Consider the following 15,929-nt stretch of genomic DNA (forward strand, 5'->3'; position numbering starts at 1 on the left):
CATGTCTAAACTACTCCCTGGCCCCGTGCCAGGTCCGCTGTGCGGACGTCATTCCCTTCGACGGAGCAATCTCGTGTCCGATGTCTACAGCTTCATCCCGCTCGTCCTCCTGCTGGTCATCTTCTACCTCCTGGTCATGCGCCCCGCGCGGGCTCGCCAGAAGGACTACCTCGCCACCCAGACCGCGCTCGAGCCGGGCCGCCGGGTCATGCTCGCCAGCGGCATCTTCGGCGAGCTGGTGTCGCTGGGCGACACCGAGGCCGAGCTGCGCATCGCCCCGAACACGGTGATCACCGTCAACCGCCAGGCCGTCGCGAAGGTCGTCGACCCGAGCCCGACCACCGAACCGGAGAGCCCGACCGACTGATGGCCAGACCCGCGCCCCGTCCCGGCAGGAGCACTGCCGGCATCCCGCGTCCGCGACGCACGCTGCTGCTGTTCCTCGCCCTCCTGCTCGCCCTGTTCGGACTGCTGGCAGGGCTCGACCTCAAGGACGGCGGCGGGGTCTGGAAGCCCAGGCTCGGGCTCGACCTGCAGGGCGGCACCCGGATCACCCTGCAGGCCGAGGCGTCCTCCGGTGACGTCACGCAGGCCAAGCTGCAGGAGGCTCGGGACATCATCGACCAGCGGGTCAACGCCACGGGCGTGAGCGAGGCCGAGGTCTCCACGCAGGGCGGCAACCAGGTCGTCATCGAGATCCCGGGGCAGCGCAAGGGCAACATCGTCGACGAGGTGGGCCGCACCGCCCAGCTGCGCTTCCGTCTGCTCTGGGGGTCGGGGCAGAGCGCGGCCCAGGCACCGGACCAGAAGGCGGTCGCGGCGGCGGCCAAGACCGTGAGCGCGGCGGACTGGTCGAAGCTCTCGCTCGACCAGCTCATCGCCGCGGAGACCCAGGGTCTGGACTCGCTGCCGAAGGACTACGCCTCGGCCGCCGAGGCGCTGCAGACCGAGCTGGCCGGGTTCCGGTGCACGAAGGACGACCTCGCGGTCGACGACGTGCCGGACGAGCCGATCGTCTCGTGCGACCCGTCCACGGGCGAGACGATGATCCTCAGCCCCACCGTCATCGAGGGCACCCAGGTCAAGAGTGCGGACGCCGTGGTGCCCCAGGGCTCCGTCGAGTGGGTCGTGGCGATCGAGCTGCGCAAGGCCGGGACCGAGGCCTTCGACGCCATCACCGACGCGCTCTACCAGCAGGAGCAGGCCGGCAACCAGGCCGCGTCGCGCTTCGCGATCGTGCTCGACGGCGAGGTGCTGAGCGCACCGACCACCAACGGCCACTTCACCAACGGAAGCTCGCAGATCTCCGGCGGGTTCACGCAGTCCACGTCGCAGTCGCTGGCCAACCAGCTGAAGTACGGGGCACTGCCGCTCACCTTCGAGGTCAACGGGGTGTCCGTCGAGGGCCCCTCGCTCGCGGGTTCCCAGCTGGAGGCCGGCATCGTCGCCGGGGCCATCGGGCTCGTGCTCGTGATGGCGTACCTGCTGCTCTACTACCGCGCGCTCGGGCTCGTGGCCATCGGCTCGCTGCTCGTCGCCGGCGCGTCCACCTACGCCATGGTGCTGCTGCTCGGGAAGTCGCTCGGCTTCACGCTGACCCTTCCCGGCATCGCGGGCCTCATCGTGGCCATCGGCATCACCGCGGACTCGTTCATCGTCCTGTTCGAACGGATCCGTGACGAGGTGCGCGACGGCAAGTCGCTGCGCCTGGCCGTCGAGTCCGGCTGGGAGCGCGCGCGTCGCACCATCCTGGCCGCGGACGGTGTCTCGCTGCTGGCGGCGGTGATCCTGTTCATCTTCGCGATCGGCGTCGTGCGCGGGTTCGCCTTCGCGCTGGGTCTCACCACGGTGATCGACGTGATCGTGGTGTTCCTGTTCACCAAGCCGCTCATGTCGCTCCTGGCGCGCACCACGTTCTTCGGTCGCGGCCACAAGCTCTCCGGCTTCGACGCGGCCCATCTCGGCATCGGGGACCGGGCCGTCGACCGCACCGGACCGGTCCGCCGTCCGGACCGAGCCCCGACACCCGGCAGCACCACGGGAGGACGATCCTGATGGGACGCATCAGCAGCTTCGGCCAGCACCTCTACACCGGGCGGGTCTCGGTCGACTTCGTCGGACGTCGTCGGCTCTGGTACTCGATCTCCGTCCTCATCATCGTCGCCTCCACGCTCGGCTTCGTCGTGCAGGGCTTCAACCTCGGCATCGAGTTCAAGGGCGGTGTCGAGCTGACCGCCAAGGTGCAGAAGGCCGACGCGGCCACCGCCGACGCCCTCGCCCAGGCGATCGAGGACGCGAACGTCCCCGCCGCGGGTGACCCGATCGTCACGACCTCCGGCTCGGACACCGTCCGGATCGACGTCCGTGCCCTCAGCCAGGACGAGACGTCCGTGCTCGAGAAGGCCCTGACCGACGCGGGCGCGCAGGAGGTGAGCCAGAACCTCATCGGGCCCTCGTGGGGCAAGCAGGTGGCCACCAAGGCGCTCACCGGCCTCGCCGTCTTCCTGGTGGTCGTCGTCATCTTCATCGCCGCCTACTTCCGCGACTGGCGCATGTCGCTCGCTGCGCTCGTGGCGCTCGCCCACGACGTGCTCATCACCGCGGGCGTGTACGCCTGGTCCGGCTTCGAGGTCACGCCCGCCACGGTCACCGGCTTCCTGACGATCCTGGGCTACTCGTTGTACGACACCGTGGTCGTGTACGACAAGGTGCGCGAGAACACGCACGGCGTGCTCGCCTCGTCCCGTCGTACCTACGCCGAGCAGGCGAACCTCGCCGTCAACCAGACGCTCGTGCGCTCGGTGAACACGTCCGTCACCGCGCTGCTGCCCGTCCTGGCGTTGCTCGTCGTCGGCACGTTCGTGCTCGGGCAGGGGCCGCTGAAGGACCTCGCCCTCGCGCTGTTCATCGGCATGGCCGCCGGGACCTACTCCTCCATCTGCATCGCCACACCGCTCGCCGTCCAGCTGCGCGAGCGTGACACGGCGGTCGCGGCCCACACCGGGCGCGTGCTCGCCCGGCGCGAGAAGGACGCCGCGACGCCCAGCGCGGGCGAGGCGGTGCCGGTGGCGGCCGGGGCGGGGGCGGGAGGTCGGCGCCAGCCGACGCGAGGTCCGCGGTCGTCGCGCAAGCGCGGTGGCAGCGGCCAGGGCCGGGCGGGTCGGTCCTGAGCTCTCAGGCAACCATGACATGCTTGCGCGCATGAAGAAGCTCGCTCTCGCCGGCGCCGTGCTCGCCGCCGCCACGACCCTGACCGCCTGTGGATCCGGGAGCAGCGCCTACTGCTCCGACCTCAAGTCCGCCACGAAGGAGTTCGACTCCCTCGAGGGCAGCGACCTCGGGCAGATCGACAAGGCCTTCGCCACCTTCCACAAGCTCGCGGACGAGGCCCCCTCCGACGTCGAGTCCGACTGGAAGGTGCTCGACGACGGCATCACGTCGGTCGAGAAGTCCCTCGACGACGCGGGCATCAAGCTCGAGGACCTCGCGAAGGTCCAGCAGGGCGAGCTGCCCGAGGGCGTCGACATGGCCAAGCTCCAGGGCCTGGCCGCCGACTTCCAGAAGCTGAGCGACGAGAAGTTCACGAAGGCCTCCGACGCCATCGAGAAGCACGCCAAGGACGAGTGCGACGTCGACCTGAGCGGCAACGGCTCCTGACGTCCATGGACGCGGCCACGGCCATCGACGCCTGCGTCCGGCCGGTCGAGGACTGGCCGGCGCAGGGCGTCACCTTCCGTGACGTCACGCCCCTGCTGTCGAACCACGAGGCCTTCTCGGCCGTGTCGGCGGCCCTGCGCGACGCCGTGCGCGACCTCGATCCCGACGTCGTCGTGGGTGTCGAGGCTCGTGGCTTCATCTTCGGCGCACCGCTGGCCCTCGAGCTCGGCGTCGGCTTCGTCCCGGTCCGCAAGCAGGGCAAGCTGCCGGCCGACACCCACAGCGCCACGTACGCGCTGGAGTACGGCGAGGCCACGCTCGAGATCCACACCGACGCCCTGGCGCCCGGTGCCCGGGTGGTCGTCGTCGACGACGTGCTCGCCACCGGGGGCACGCTGGTCGCGGCCGGCGAGCTCGTGGCGGCGTGCGGCAGCACCGTCGTCGGCAACGTCGTGGTCCTCGAGATCGGCGCGCTCGGTGGCCGGGACGTGCTCTCCGGCACGCCGCTCGTCAGCCTGCGCCGCTACTGACCTCTCGCTCGTCGACCCCGCGATCCGTCAGGACACCCATGAACCCCCGTCACACCCGAACCATCGCCCTCGTGCTCGTCGCGATCCTGGTGCTCGGCGCCGCGGCCACGCTGCTCGACGTCCTGCTCTGAGGTCGGGTCCGTCCCGTGACCGCGGTGATCGGGCCTGTCCTACGATGGAAGGCACGACAGGAGCACTGAGTGGCTGAGCGCATCGACACCGACCACGGCGGAGCCGCCGAGACGGCTGCGCCGCCGGAACCTGCCCGCGTCGACCAGGCGCCGGCCGGTGCCCGCGTGCGCAGCCGCCTGGCCCGCATCGGAGGCCGGTCGACGCCGCAGAACCCGGTGCTCGACCCCTTGCTCGCGGTGTACCGCGAGAACCACCCCAAGGCCGACGTCGACGTCATCCGCAAGGCGTACGAGATCGCCGAGCGCATGCACGAGGGGCAGACCCGCAAGAGCGGCGACCCCTACATCACCCACCCGCTCGCGGTGTCCACCATCCTGGCCGAGCTGGGCATGACCGGTCCCACCCTGTGCGCGGCGCTCCTGCACGACACGGTGGAGGACACGCCCTACACGCTCGACAAGCTCCGCGTGGACTTCGGCGACGAGGTGGCCCTGCTCGTCGACGGCGTGACCAAGCTCGACAAGGTCAAGTACGGCGACTCCGCGCAGTCCGAGACGATCCGCAAGATGGTCGTGGCGATGAGTCGCGACATCAGGGTGCTCGTCATCAAGCTCGCCGACCGCCTGCACAACATGCGCACGTTGCGCTACCTGCGGCAGGACAAGCAGGAGCGGATCGCGCGCGAGACGGTCGAGATCTTCGCCCCCCTGGCCCACCGGCTGGGCATGAACACCATCAAGTGGGAGCTCGAGGACCTCGCGTTCGCGACCCTGCACCCGAAGGTCTACGACGAGATCGTGCGCCTCGTGGCCGACCGGGCACCGTCGCGGGGGCAGTTCCTCGAGCGCGTGATCGGCGACGTCGAGTCCGACCTGCGCCACGCCAAGATCAAGGCGACCGTCAGCGGCCGCCCCAAGCACTACTACTCGATCTACCAGAAGATGCTGGTGCGCGAGCGCGAGTTCACCGACATCTTCGACCTCGTCGGCGTCCGGATCCTCGTCGACACCGTTGCCGACTGCTACGGCGTGCTCGGCGTCCTGCACGCCCGGTGGAACCCCATCCCCGGCCGCTTCAAGGACTACATCTCGGTCCCGAAGTTCAACATGTACCAGTCGCTGCACACGTCGGTGATCGGTCCGCAGGGCAAGCCGGTGGAGCTGCAGATCCGCACCCGTGCCATGCACCGTCGCGCCGAGTACGGCGTGGCGGCGCACTGGAAGTACAAGGAGGACGGGAGCGCGAACCCGTCCACGGCCAAGGGCGCCAGCCCCGGCAGCGACGACATGGCCTGGCTGCGCGAGCTGGTCCAGTGGCAGTCCGAGACCGAGGACTCCGTCGACTTCCTCGACAACCTGCGCTTCGAGATGAACAGCGTCGGCGTGTACGCGTACACCCCGCGCGGCGACGTCATCCAGCTCCCGGCCGAGGCCACGCCCGTCGACTTCGCCTACGCCGTGCACACCGAGGTCGGTCACGCCTGCATCGGTGCACGCGTGAACGGACGGCTGGTGTCGCTGGAGTCCGAGCTCAAGACCGGTGACGTGGTGGAGGTCTTCACGTCCAAGTCGCAGGACGCCGGACCCAGCCGCGACTGGCTCGAGTTCGTCAAGAGCCCGCGAGCCCGCAACAAGATCCGGCAGTGGTTCACCAAGGAGCGTCGCGAGGAGGCGATCGAGCGCGGGCGTGACCTCATCGCCAAGCAGATGCGCAAGGAGAACCTGCCGCTGCACCGCATCTTCAAGCACGACACGCTCGACGCGATCGCCAAGGACCTCAACCTGCCCGACGTGTCGGCCCTCTACGCCGCGGTGGGGGAGAACAACGTCGGCGCGCAGAACGTGGTGGAGCGGGTCATCTCCCTCTCGGGCGGGCGCGACGGTGCCGAGGAGGACCTCGCGGAGGCCACCGTCATCCCCGGCAGCGGCTCGCGCCGCCAGCGGGCCGACGGCCAGGCAGGCGTGCTGGTCGAAGGCGTCTCGGGCGACGTGATGGTCAAGCTCGCACGCTGCTGCACCCCGGTCCCGGGCGACGTGATCGAGGGCTTCGTGACGCGTGGCTCCGGCGTGTCGGTGCACCGCAGGGACTGCGTCAACCTGCAGTCGCTGAGGTCGCAGCCCGAGCGGCTGGTCCCGGTCCAGTGGGCGCCCAACGCGCACAGCACGTTCCTCGTGGCGATCCAGGTGGAGGCGCTCGACCGGCCTCGTCTGCTGAGCGACATCACGCGGATCATCTCCGACCAGCACGTGAACATCCTGTCCGCCGCGCTCTCCACCGGGCGCGACCGAGTGGCCAAGAGCAAGTTCAGCTTCGAGATGGGCGACCCCAAGCACCTCGACCACGTGCTCGCGGCCGTCCGCACCATCGAGGGCGTCTTCGACGTCTACCGCGTCACGCAGTGACGTCGGCGGGGTGACCGGCCGCTCGGTGGTCACCGGGTGGTCACCCGCTCGTCGCTTCGCTCCGTGACGCTCGGGTCATGACCTCGGGGGAGATCGACCGTCGCACCGCCGTCCGTTCCGCGGCCCTGGCCGCACTCACGACCGGCGGGGTGCTGCTCGGCGGCGGTCCTGCGTCGGCGCGTGGCGTACCGGCACTGGTGCGTCGCGGCAGGCCGGAGCTCACGCACGGTGTGCAGGCCGGTGACGTGCACGCCGGCCAGGCGACGTTGTGGGGGCGTGCGGACCGTCCGGCGCGTCTCGTGGCCGAGATCTCGCGCGACCCGTCCTTCCGGCGTGCCGTGACCGTGCAGGGACCGCGCGTGACGCCCGAGACCGACCTGACCGGGCAGTGGGCCGTGCGCGGCCTCCCGCCGGGCTCCGACGTGCACTACCGCGTGCGTGCCGTCGACCTGCACGACCCGCGGCGCTCCGGACGTCCGGTAGCCGGCCGCCTGCGCACGCTCGGCGGGTCCCGACGGGACGTCCGCTTCCTGTGGTCCGGAGACGTCGCGGGGCAGGGGTGGGGTGCCAACCCCGAGTACGGGGGCTACCGCATCGCCGACGCGATGGCGCGGCGTGACGCCGACTTCTTCCTGTGCAGCGGTGACACCGTCTACGCCGACGGGCCGCTGCAGCCCACGGTCGCGCTGCCGGACGGGCGCACCTGGAGGAACCTCGTGACCCCGGAGAAGGAGAAGGTGGCCGAGACCCTGGCCGAGTTCCGCGGCCAGTACCGCTACAACCTCGAGGCCGACAACTGGCGGGCCTTCCTGGCGAGCACCGCCCAGGTGACCCAGTGGGACGACCACGAGGTGACCAACAACTGGTACCCCGGCGAGGTGCTCGACGACCCGCGGTACACCGAGCGTCGGGTGGACGTCCTCGCCTCGCGCGCCCGCCGCGCCTTCCACGACTACGTGCCGGTGGCCGAGATCTCGCCCGACCGCGTGGGGCGCGTCTACCGCGTGCTGCACCAGGGGCCGCTGCTCGACGTGTTCGTGCTCGACATGCGCACGCGCAAGGACCCCAACACCGCCAACGACGAGACCCGACGCGACGGCGGCGTGCTGGGGGAGGAGCAGACGCGGTGGCTCCTCCGCGAGCTCCGTGCGTCGCGCGCCACCTGGAAGGTGATCGCGGCCGACCTGCCGATCGGCCTCGTGGTGCCCGACGGCGCGGCGGCGCAGGAGGGCATCGCCCAGGGCGACCCCGGCGCGCCCCTCGGTCGCGAGCAGGACGTCGCGCGGGTGCTCACCGCGCTCCAGGACGCGGGCATCCGCAACCACGTGTGGCTGACGGCGGACGTGCACTACACCGCCGCACACCACTACTCGCCCGACCGCGCGAGCTACCAGAGGTTCGACCCCTTCTGGGAGTTCGTCTCCGGGCCGCTCAACGCCGGTGCCTTCGGTCCGAACGCGCTCGACGACACCTTCGGACCGCGCGCCGAGTTCGTGAGCGCCCCGCCCGTGGCGAACACCGGTCCCGCCGGCGGCTACCAGTTCTTCGGCGAGGTCGAGATCGACGCCCGGACCCGTGCCCTGACGGTCACGCTGCGCGACGTCGAGGGCCGGGGCCTGTACTCACGCACGTTGGAGGCGCAGAGTCGCTGAGTCGGGTCTCGTCCTTCGGGTGAGCCGTCCGGCTTCGTCGCCTCGTGCGGCCGGGTCAACGCTTGCTGCTGCGTCGCTGTGGCTGCAAGTCGGGGTGGTCTCCGAAAGGGGCCTCGACCGGAGCGGTGGGACTGGGCTCGGGTGGGTCTGCGGGGTGTGGCTGGGTTCTCGCTTGCTGCTGCGTCGTTGTGGCTGCGAGTCGGTGTGGTCTCCGAAAGGGCCTCGACCGGGGCGGGGGTCTGGGCTCGGTGGGATCTGCGGGGCGCGGCCACGATTCTTCATCTGTGCGGGATCCACGCACGATGCTTCCTACGCGTGGACCGTGCCTCGCGAAGGAAGCATCGTGGCGGCGACCTTGGACCCGTAGGGGCAGTGATTCTCCCTTCCCGTGGAACGGTCCGCGCAGAAGGAGAATCCTGACCACCCAACGCACCAGGGTCGCCCTGCGGACGCAGGATTCTGCCTTTGCGTGCCGAACCCCGAACGATGCTGCGTCCACGACGGGATCCGGACACGAACGCAGCATCCTTCGACCCTCCACGCACGAACGCAGAACCTTGCGTCTCCCCGAGCCGCGCTCCGAGGGCCCGACCCGAGCCCGGACCCGTCCGCCGGTCGAGGCCCTTTCGGAGAGCAGGTCGACTCGCAGCCACAGCGACGCAGCAGCAAGGAACGACCCCACCAGCAGTAGCAGTGCAGCAGCAGGAAACGACCGCGCCAGCGGAAGTGCAGCAGCAAGGAACGACCCACCAGCAGGAGCGCAGCAACGGCTGGGGCGCACTCGCACCATCGATCGAGCAACGGCGCGCGAGCGCAGGATCCTGCAGGACCCGGTCCAGCCGAGGACCCGGCCGACGCGGCTCAGCTGTAGTCGGACGCGGCCTTCTGGGCCATCGCGAGGAACGACTCGTTCGACTCCAGCTTCTGCGTCAGGTCCTTCACCTTGCGGGCGTCGCCGGCGGCCTCGGCCTTGGCGAGGGACTCGCGGGTCTCGTCGATGGCGCGCTGAAGCTTGCCGATCATGTCGTCGGCGCGGGCCGACTTCTCCGGGTCCGAGCGCTTCCACTCCTGCTCACCGGCGGCACGTACGGCCTGCTCGACCGTGCGCAGACGCCCCTCGAGCTCCTTGACCCGGCCACGCGGGACCTTGCCGGCGGCCTCCCAGCGGTCGGCGATGTCGTGCAGCGCCTTGCGGGCGGCGTCGAGGTCGGTGATCGGCAGCAGCGCCTCGGCCTCGACCAGGATCTGCTCCTTGACCACGGCGTTGGCGGCGAACTCCTCGTCGAGCGCGGCGTTCGCGGCGTCGCGGGCCTGGAAGAACACGTCCTGGGCGGCTCGGAACCGCTTCCAGAGCTTGTCCTCGACGTTGCGCGGGGCTGAGCCCGCCTTCTTCCACTCGGTCATGAGGTCGCGGTACTTGCCCGACGTCGGACCCCACTCGGTCGAGGACGACAAGGCCTCGGCCTCGACGATCAGCTTCTCCTTGACCTTCTGCGCCGCCTCGCGCTGGGTGTTCTGCTCGGCGAAGTGCGTCTTGCGCTTGCGCGTGAACGAGGTGCGGGCGGCGCTGAAGCGGTGCCACAGCTCGTCGTCGGCGGACTTGCTGAGGCGGGGGAGCGCCTTCCACTCCTCCAGGAGGGCACGGAGCCGGTCGGCCCCGGCGCGCCAGTCCTGGCCCGAGGCGATCTTCTCGGCCTCCTCGACGATGCGGGTCTTGGCCACGCTCGCCTCGGCCACCTTGGCCTCCCGCTCGGCCCGACGCTCCTCGCGCTGCTTCTCGATCGCGGGAGCGAGGGCGTCCAGGCGCGCGTCGAGCGACGCGAGGTCGCCGATCGCGGCGGCGTCGGCCACCTCGCCGCGCACCTTGGCGACGGCCTTGGCCGCCTCGTCGGGCGACAGCGCACCGGTGGTCAGGCGCTTCTCCAGCAGGTCGACCTCGGTCTCGAGGCCCTCGAAGCGGCGGACGTAGAAGGCGAGACCCTCGGCAGGTTCTCCCACCTTCCACTCGCCGATCTCGCGCTCGGAGTCACCGGTCTTGACGAAGACCCTTCCTTCGGCGTCGACGCGGCCCCACGGATGCTCGGCGGCAGAGGTCATGGCGACAGTCTAGGAGGACACCACCTGGGCGTGACCACCCCGGCGTCGACTGGGCGTCGCCGCCCCGGACGAACCGCCGGGCGATCCGACGTCGCAGCCCCGCGTACCCTGTGGTGCGTGCTGCTCACGTCCTTCCCCGCCGGCCCGCTCCAGGCCAACTGCTACGTCGTGGCCCGAGGTCCCGGCACCGGCTGCGCCGTCGTCGATCCGGGCATGGACTCGATCGAGGGCGTGCGCCAGGTCGTCGCCGAGCACCGGCTGACGGTCGACGCCGTGCTCATCACCCACGGCCACTTCGACCACATGTGGTGCGCGCAGGACGTGGCCCGCGAGCTCGACGCACCGGTGTGGATCCACCCCGCCGACCGGCACCTCCTGGCCGACCCCATGGCCGCGATCTCCGGCCCGTCGGCGGCGATGCTGCGCGCCCAGTTCGGTCTCGACGACCTGCCGGAGTTCCGCGAGCCCGACGACGTCCGCGACGCGGTCGACGGTGCGGTGGTGGAGGTCGACGGGCTGCGGATCAGCGTCGACCACGTGCCCGGGCACACCCCGGGCACCGTCTACTACCGGGTGGACTGGGACGGTCCCGAGGACGTGTCGCAGGTGATGTTCTCCGGCGACTTCCTGTTCGCCGGGTCGATCGGCCGGACCGACCTCACCGGCGGTGACCACGACCAGATGCTCACCAGCCTGCGCGAGCGCATCCTCCCGCTGCCGGACGACGTCGTCGTGCTTCCCGGGCACGGGCCGCAGACGTCCATCGGACGTGAGCGGGCCACCAACCCCTTCCTGTCCGAGCTGAAGGAGGCCTGACGTGGCGAAGCTGAGCGGGTTCCCCGAGCTCCTGCCCGCCGACCGTGCGGTCGAGCTGGCCGTCACCGACGCCCTGCGTCGCGTGTTCGAGCTGCACGGCTTCGCCAACGTCGAGACGCGGGCGGTCGAGCCGGTCGAGACGCTGCTGCGCAAGGGCGAGATCGACAAGGAGGTCTACGTCGTGCGTCGCATCCACGACGACGCCTCCCCAGGAGCGTCGTCGTCGCGGTCCGACGCGCTCGCCCTGCACTTCGACCTCACCGTCCCGTTCGCGCGCTACGTGGTCGAGAACGCCGGCAAGCTGGAGTTCCCGTTCCGGCGCTACCAGATCCAGAAGGTCTGGCGGGGCGAGCGACCGCAGCAGGGTCGGTTCCGTGAGTTCACCCAGGCCGACATCGACATTGTCGGCGACGGCACCCTGCCCTTCCACGCCGACGTCGAGGTCGCGCGGGTGATGGCCGAGGCACTGGCGGCCGTGGCGTCGGTCCTCGGTCTCGGCGCGGGGGCGACCCCCGGCGGGGGTGCCGGGCTCCGGGCGGCTCCGGAGGAGCTGTTCACGCTCCAGGTGAGCAACCGCAAGGTGCTCGAGGGCTTCTACCTCGGGCTCGGGGTGGCCACGCCGACCGCCGTCATGCAGGTCGTCGACAAGCTCGACAAGCTGCCGGGCGAGAAGGTCCTGGAGCTCCTGGCCGAGGCCGGTCTCGACGACGCCTCCGCACGGGCCTGCCTCGCGCTCGCCGAGATCAGCACCGAGGACACCTCGTTCGTGGAGCGTGTCCGCGCGCTGGGCGTGCAGCACCCGCTGCTCGACGAGGGCCTCGACGAGCTCGCCTCCGTGGTGGCCGCGTGCGCCGACGTCGAGGGCGTCCGGGTCACCGCCGACCTCCGCATCGCCCGAGGCCTGGACTACTACACCGGCACGGTCTTCGAGACCCGCATGAGCGGCCACGAGCAGCTCGGCTCCGTGTGCTCCGGCGGCCGCTACGACGAGCTCGCCTCCGACGGGAAGCGCACGTACCCGGGCGTCGGCATCTCGCTCGGACTCTCGCGGCTGCTGGTGCCCCTCGTCGCCGACGGGCTCACGAGCAGCCGGCCCGTCCCGTCCGCCGTGCTCGTCGCGGTGACCGACGAGGCGTCACGCGCCGCGAGCGACGCTCTCGCGCAGCGGCTGCGCGCCCGTGGCATCCCCACCGAGGTGTCCGCCGCCGCGCAGAAGTTCGGCAAGCAGATCCGCACCGCCGAGCGCCGCGGCATCCCGTACGTCCTCTTCCCGGGCGAACCGCCTAGTGTCAAGGACATCCGCACCGGCGACCAGGTCGAGGTCGACCCCGACACCTGGACGCCCCCCGCTCACGACCTGACGCCCACCGTCGTCGGGACCCCCCTCTCGAAGGAGACCTCGCCGTGATCCGCACCCACGACGCCGGAAGCCTGACCGCCGCCAACGTCGGCGACCAGGTCACCCTCGCCGGATGGGTCGCGCGCCGACGCGACCACGGCGGCGTCGCATTCATCGACCTGCGCGAGGCCAGCGGCGTCGTGCAGGTGGTGGTGCGCGAGGAGGTCGCCCACCAGCTCCGCTCGGAGTTCTGCCTGAAGATCGTCGGCACCGTCGAGAAGCGTCCCGAGGGCAACGAGAACGCCGCGATCCCCACCGGCGAGATCGAGGTCATCGCGAGCGACGTCGAGATCCTCAGCGCGTCGGCTCCGCTGCCGTTCCCGATCGACGAGCACGTGGAGGTGGGGGAGGAGGCGCGTCTGCGCTACCGCTACCTCGACCTGCGCAGGCCCGCCCCTGCCCACGCCATCCGGCTGCGCAGCAAGGTCAACGCCGTGGCCCGTCAGGTGCTGGAGCGTCACGACTTCGTCGAGGTCGAGACGCCCACCCTCACCCGCTCCACGCCCGAGGGCGCACGCGACTTCCTCGTGCCCGCGCGCCTGCGCCCCGGCAGCTGGTACGCCCTGCCGCAGAGCCCCCAGCTGTTCAAGCAGCTGCTCATGGTCGGCGGCCTGGAGCGGTACTACCAGATCGCGCGCTGCTACCGCGACGAGGACTTCCGTGCCGACCGTCAGCCGGAGTTCACCCAGCTCGACATCGAGATGAGCTTCGTCGACCAGGACGACGTGATCGCCCTGGCGGAGGAGGTCTACGCCGAGCTCTGGAAGCTCATCGACGTCGAGCTCCCGCGCCCGTTCCCGCGCATCACGTACGCCGACGCGATGCGTCGCTACGGCTCCGACAAGCCCGACCTGCGCTTCGACCTCGAGCTCGTCGAGCTGACCGACTACTTCAAGGACACCCCGTTCCGGGTGTTCCAGGCTCCGTACGTCGGTGCCGTGGTGCACCCCGGCGGTGGCTCGCAGGCACGCCGCACGCTCGACGGCTGGCAGGAGTGGGCCAAGCAGCGCGGTGCGCGTGGTCTGGCCTACGTGCTCGTCGGCGAGGACGGGACGCTCGGCGGCCCCGTCGCCAAGAACCTGTCCGAGGCCGAGCGCGACGGACTGGCGGACGCCGTCGGAGCGAAGCCCGGCGACGCCATCTACTTCTCGGCCGGTCCGGTCAAGCAGATGCGCCAGCTGCTCGGTGCCGCGCGCATCGAGATCGCCCGCAGGGAGAACCTCATCGACGAGTCGGCGTGGGCGTTCTGCTTCGTCGTCGACTGGCCGATGTTCGAGGCCGTGAGCGACCTCGACTCCGGCGACGTCGCCGTGGGAGGTGGCGAGTGGACCGCCGTGCACCACGCCTTCACGGCGCCCCAGGACCCGGCCACGCTGGCCGATCCGGGCAGCTCGATCGCCCAGGCCTACGACATCGTGTGCAACGGCAACGAGGTCGGTGGCGGGTCCATCCGTATCCATCGTCCCGACGTGCAGAAGCGCGTCTTCGAGATCATGGGCATCGGCGAGGAGGAGGCGCAGGAGAAGTTCGGCTTCCTGCTCGACGCCTTCGCCTTCGGCGCGCCGCCGCACGGCGGCATCGCGTTCGGGTGGGACCGCACCGTCGGCCTGCTGGCGGGCACGGACTCCATCCGCGACGTCATCGCCTTCCCGAAGTCCGGTGGCGGCTACGACCCCCTCACCGCCGCCCCGGCCCCGATCACGCCGGAGCAGCGCAAGGAGGCCGGCGTCGACGCAGTGCCAGACGAAGAGGGGCCGGAGCCCGAGGACGACGAGGTCGACACCACGGCCTGAGACCGGCCGGGGCCTTGACGCGTCAGCCGACGTGCTTGGACCAGCGAGGAGCCACCACCGTGACCACGGGTGGTGCAGCGAGCAGGTGCTCGGACGCGGCGAGGTACGCGAGGTAGGCCGGGTCGTGCAGGAACGCTGCGGCGTGCTCGGCGTCCGTGTACTGCTGGTAGACCATCACGGCGTCCGGGTCGCCGGCCACCTCGGTGTAGACGTACGCCTCGTGGTGGGGGTTCGCAGCGACGGCGTCCGGCATGTGCGCCTCCCACGCGGCGACCAGCTCGGGTCGTCGACCGGGTCTCGCCTGGTGCCTGAGGAACAGTCCATGGCTCATGCGGCGAACGCTAGGGGCCGCCACCGACAGGACCTCGGCGAGCGGACGACCCGGAGGTGCCTGCCCCTCAGCCGAGCAGGTGCCTGACCCGTGTCCACCCCGGATCGGGTGTGCTCACGGCCCGGAGGCCGTGGTCGTCGGCCCAGCGCGTGACGTCGTCGGCGGCGTTCTGGTCCTCGCCGTCGGTGTAGACGTGCAACGTGCGGGTGCCGTTCGTGGTCACGTTCGCCAGCACCAGTCCGCGCGGCTCCATCGTCGCCGCGAGCGAGTCGTCCAGCGCCTGCAGGCGGCCGAGGTCCCCCGGCGAGGGGAGACCACGCTCGTCGGGTGCGAAGGTCGCGGTGAGCGCGTGGTGCAGGTCGAGCGTCGGCCGGTCGATCCAGCGGGCACCCGTCCGGGCGAGCGCGAACACCGGGCGTCCTTCGGCGTCCTGGCCGGACAGCGCGGACCACGCGTCGGGGTCACGCTCGGCGGCGCAGACCGCCACTGCGGCCCGCAGGTCGTCGACGGACCGGGGCGACGCCGGGGCGGTGGTCGACGGCTCGACCCTCCCGACCCAGCGCGCCACGTCGTCCTCGCCGAGCGCCCAGTCGAGCACCATGAAGGTGACGGGGCCGTGCACCCGTTCCGGGAGGTCGGCGAAGGCCGGATGGTGCACGCCGACATGCACGCGGAGGTCCTCGAGGTCGGTCTCGACGTGGAGCACGACCGCCGACAGGTCGACCGCGGCCCCGTCGACCTCCAGGACGGCGCCGAACGCCGCGGGGTCGGCCTCGACCGCGGGCGCGTACTCCCACGTCGTGTCCGCAGGGGGAGCGGCCCGGAACCAGCGCTCCGCGGCCGGGCGCGCCGCTGCGAGCCCGCCGGCGGAGACGGTCAACCGGTGCTCGGCGGAGCGGCCGGGACCGAGGTGCCACGTCAGGTCGGGGTCGATCGCGGAGAGAAGTCCGTCGAGGGCCGCGTGCTCGGGCCCGGCCTGCGCCGGGTCGAGGTGCCGGCCGTCGTCGGCCCACCAGCCCCAGAAGGCGCCGACGGGAGTCGGCGCCGGTGGAGCGTCGTCGTCGGGAGAAGGTCGTGAGAACAGGCCCATGACCACCAGCCTGGCCCATGGGCCCCGACG

At 71.1% G+C, this 15,929-nt stretch carries 13 protein-coding genes; 10 read left to right on the top strand and 3 right to left on the bottom strand.

Annotated features, from left to right (window positions below; translation table 11 throughout):
- The first annotated feature begins 73 nt into the window (after nt 1–73).
- The 7 genes from yajC (at nt 74) to ASF38_RS16505 (ending at nt 8,373) form a co-directional block, all read left to right on the top strand.
- A complete protein-coding gene (gene yajC, locus ASF38_RS16475) occupies nt 74–367 on the top strand; it encodes a preprotein translocase subunit YajC (RefSeq protein ID WP_055970484.1) in 294 nt (97 codons plus the stop codon).
- The gene (gene secD, locus ASF38_RS16480) at nt 367–2,055 is read left to right on the top strand and encodes a protein translocase subunit SecD (protein ID WP_056555058.1); all 1,689 of its coding nucleotides are present in this window, start codon (nt 367–369) and stop codon (nt 2,053–2,055) included. Before yajC ends, secD begins: the two co-directional genes overlap by 1 nt.
- Nucleotides 2,055–3,170 (top strand): protein translocase subunit SecF, encoded by a 1,116-nt coding sequence (gene secF, locus ASF38_RS16485; RefSeq protein ID WP_056577520.1) that lies wholly within the window; start codon nt 2,055–2,057, stop codon nt 3,168–3,170. The genes secD and secF overlap by 1 nt, the downstream gene beginning before the upstream one ends.
- A 31-nt stretch (nt 3,171–3,201) precedes the next feature.
- Entirely contained in the window at nt 3,202–3,657 is a 456-nt protein-coding gene (locus ASF38_RS16490; protein ID WP_055970478.1) for a hypothetical protein, read from the top strand.
- 5 nt (nt 3,658–3,662) lie between these two features.
- A complete protein-coding gene (locus tag ASF38_RS16495) occupies nt 3,663–4,187 on the top strand; it encodes an adenine phosphoribosyltransferase (protein WP_055970475.1) in 525 nt (174 codons plus the stop codon).
- Nucleotides 4,188–4,387: 200 nt separating this feature from the next.
- On the top strand, nt 4,388–6,721 hold the full coding sequence (locus ASF38_RS16500; RefSeq protein WP_200914577.1) for a bifunctional (p)ppGpp synthetase/guanosine-3',5'-bis(diphosphate) 3'-pyrophosphohydrolase: 2,334 nt from the start codon (nt 4,388–4,390) through the stop codon (nt 6,719–6,721).
- 77 nt (nt 6,722–6,798) lie between these two features.
- Nucleotides 6,799–8,373, top strand: a complete 1,575-nt coding sequence (locus tag ASF38_RS16505; protein WP_056577522.1) for an alkaline phosphatase — start codon at nt 6,799–6,801, stop codon at nt 8,371–8,373.
- Between the two features lie 861 nt (nt 8,374–9,234).
- Here the strand turns inward: ASF38_RS16505 and ASF38_RS16510 are convergent.
- Complete coding sequence (locus tag ASF38_RS16510) at nt 9,235–10,470, bottom strand: DUF349 domain-containing protein (protein WP_055970472.1); 1,236 nt, start codon at nt 10,468–10,470, stop codon at nt 9,235–9,237.
- Nucleotides 10,471–10,587: 117 nt separating this feature from the next.
- On the opposite strand from ASF38_RS16510, the gene ASF38_RS16515 reads away from it, so the two are divergent.
- The 3 genes from ASF38_RS16515 to aspS are packed head-to-tail and all read left to right on the top strand — an operon-like array spanning nt 10,588 to nt 14,478.
- Nucleotides 10,588–11,286, top strand: coding sequence for an MBL fold metallo-hydrolase (locus tag ASF38_RS16515; protein ID WP_055970469.1), 699 nt, complete (start codon nt 10,588–10,590; stop codon nt 11,284–11,286).
- Nucleotide 11,287: 1 nt separating this feature from the next.
- The gene (gene hisS / locus ASF38_RS16520; RefSeq protein ID WP_055970467.1) at nt 11,288–12,694 is read left to right on the top strand and encodes a histidine--tRNA ligase; all 1,407 of its coding nucleotides are present in this window, start codon (nt 11,288–11,290) and stop codon (nt 12,692–12,694) included.
- On the top strand, nt 12,691–14,478 hold the full coding sequence (gene aspS / locus ASF38_RS16525; protein WP_056555048.1) for an aspartate--tRNA ligase: 1,788 nt from the start codon (nt 12,691–12,693) through the stop codon (nt 14,476–14,478). The genes hisS and aspS overlap by 4 nt, the downstream gene beginning before the upstream one ends.
- A 22-nt stretch (nt 14,479–14,500) precedes the next feature.
- Here aspS and ASF38_RS16530 read toward each other — a convergent pair whose 3' ends face one another.
- Entirely contained in the window at nt 14,501–14,809 is a 309-nt protein-coding gene (locus tag ASF38_RS16530) for a putative quinol monooxygenase (protein WP_055970463.1), read from the bottom strand.
- A gap of 67 nt (nt 14,810–14,876) precedes the next feature.
- Nucleotides 14,877–15,899, bottom strand: coding sequence for a DUF695 domain-containing protein (locus tag ASF38_RS16535; protein ID WP_056577524.1), 1,023 nt, complete (start codon nt 15,897–15,899; stop codon nt 14,877–14,879).
- Nucleotides 15,900–15,929: the final 30 nt, after the last annotated feature.

It is taken from the genome of Aeromicrobium sp. Leaf272 (genome assembly GCF_001422865.1).
GTDB lineage: Bacteria > Actinomycetota > Actinomycetes > Propionibacteriales > Nocardioidaceae > Aeromicrobium.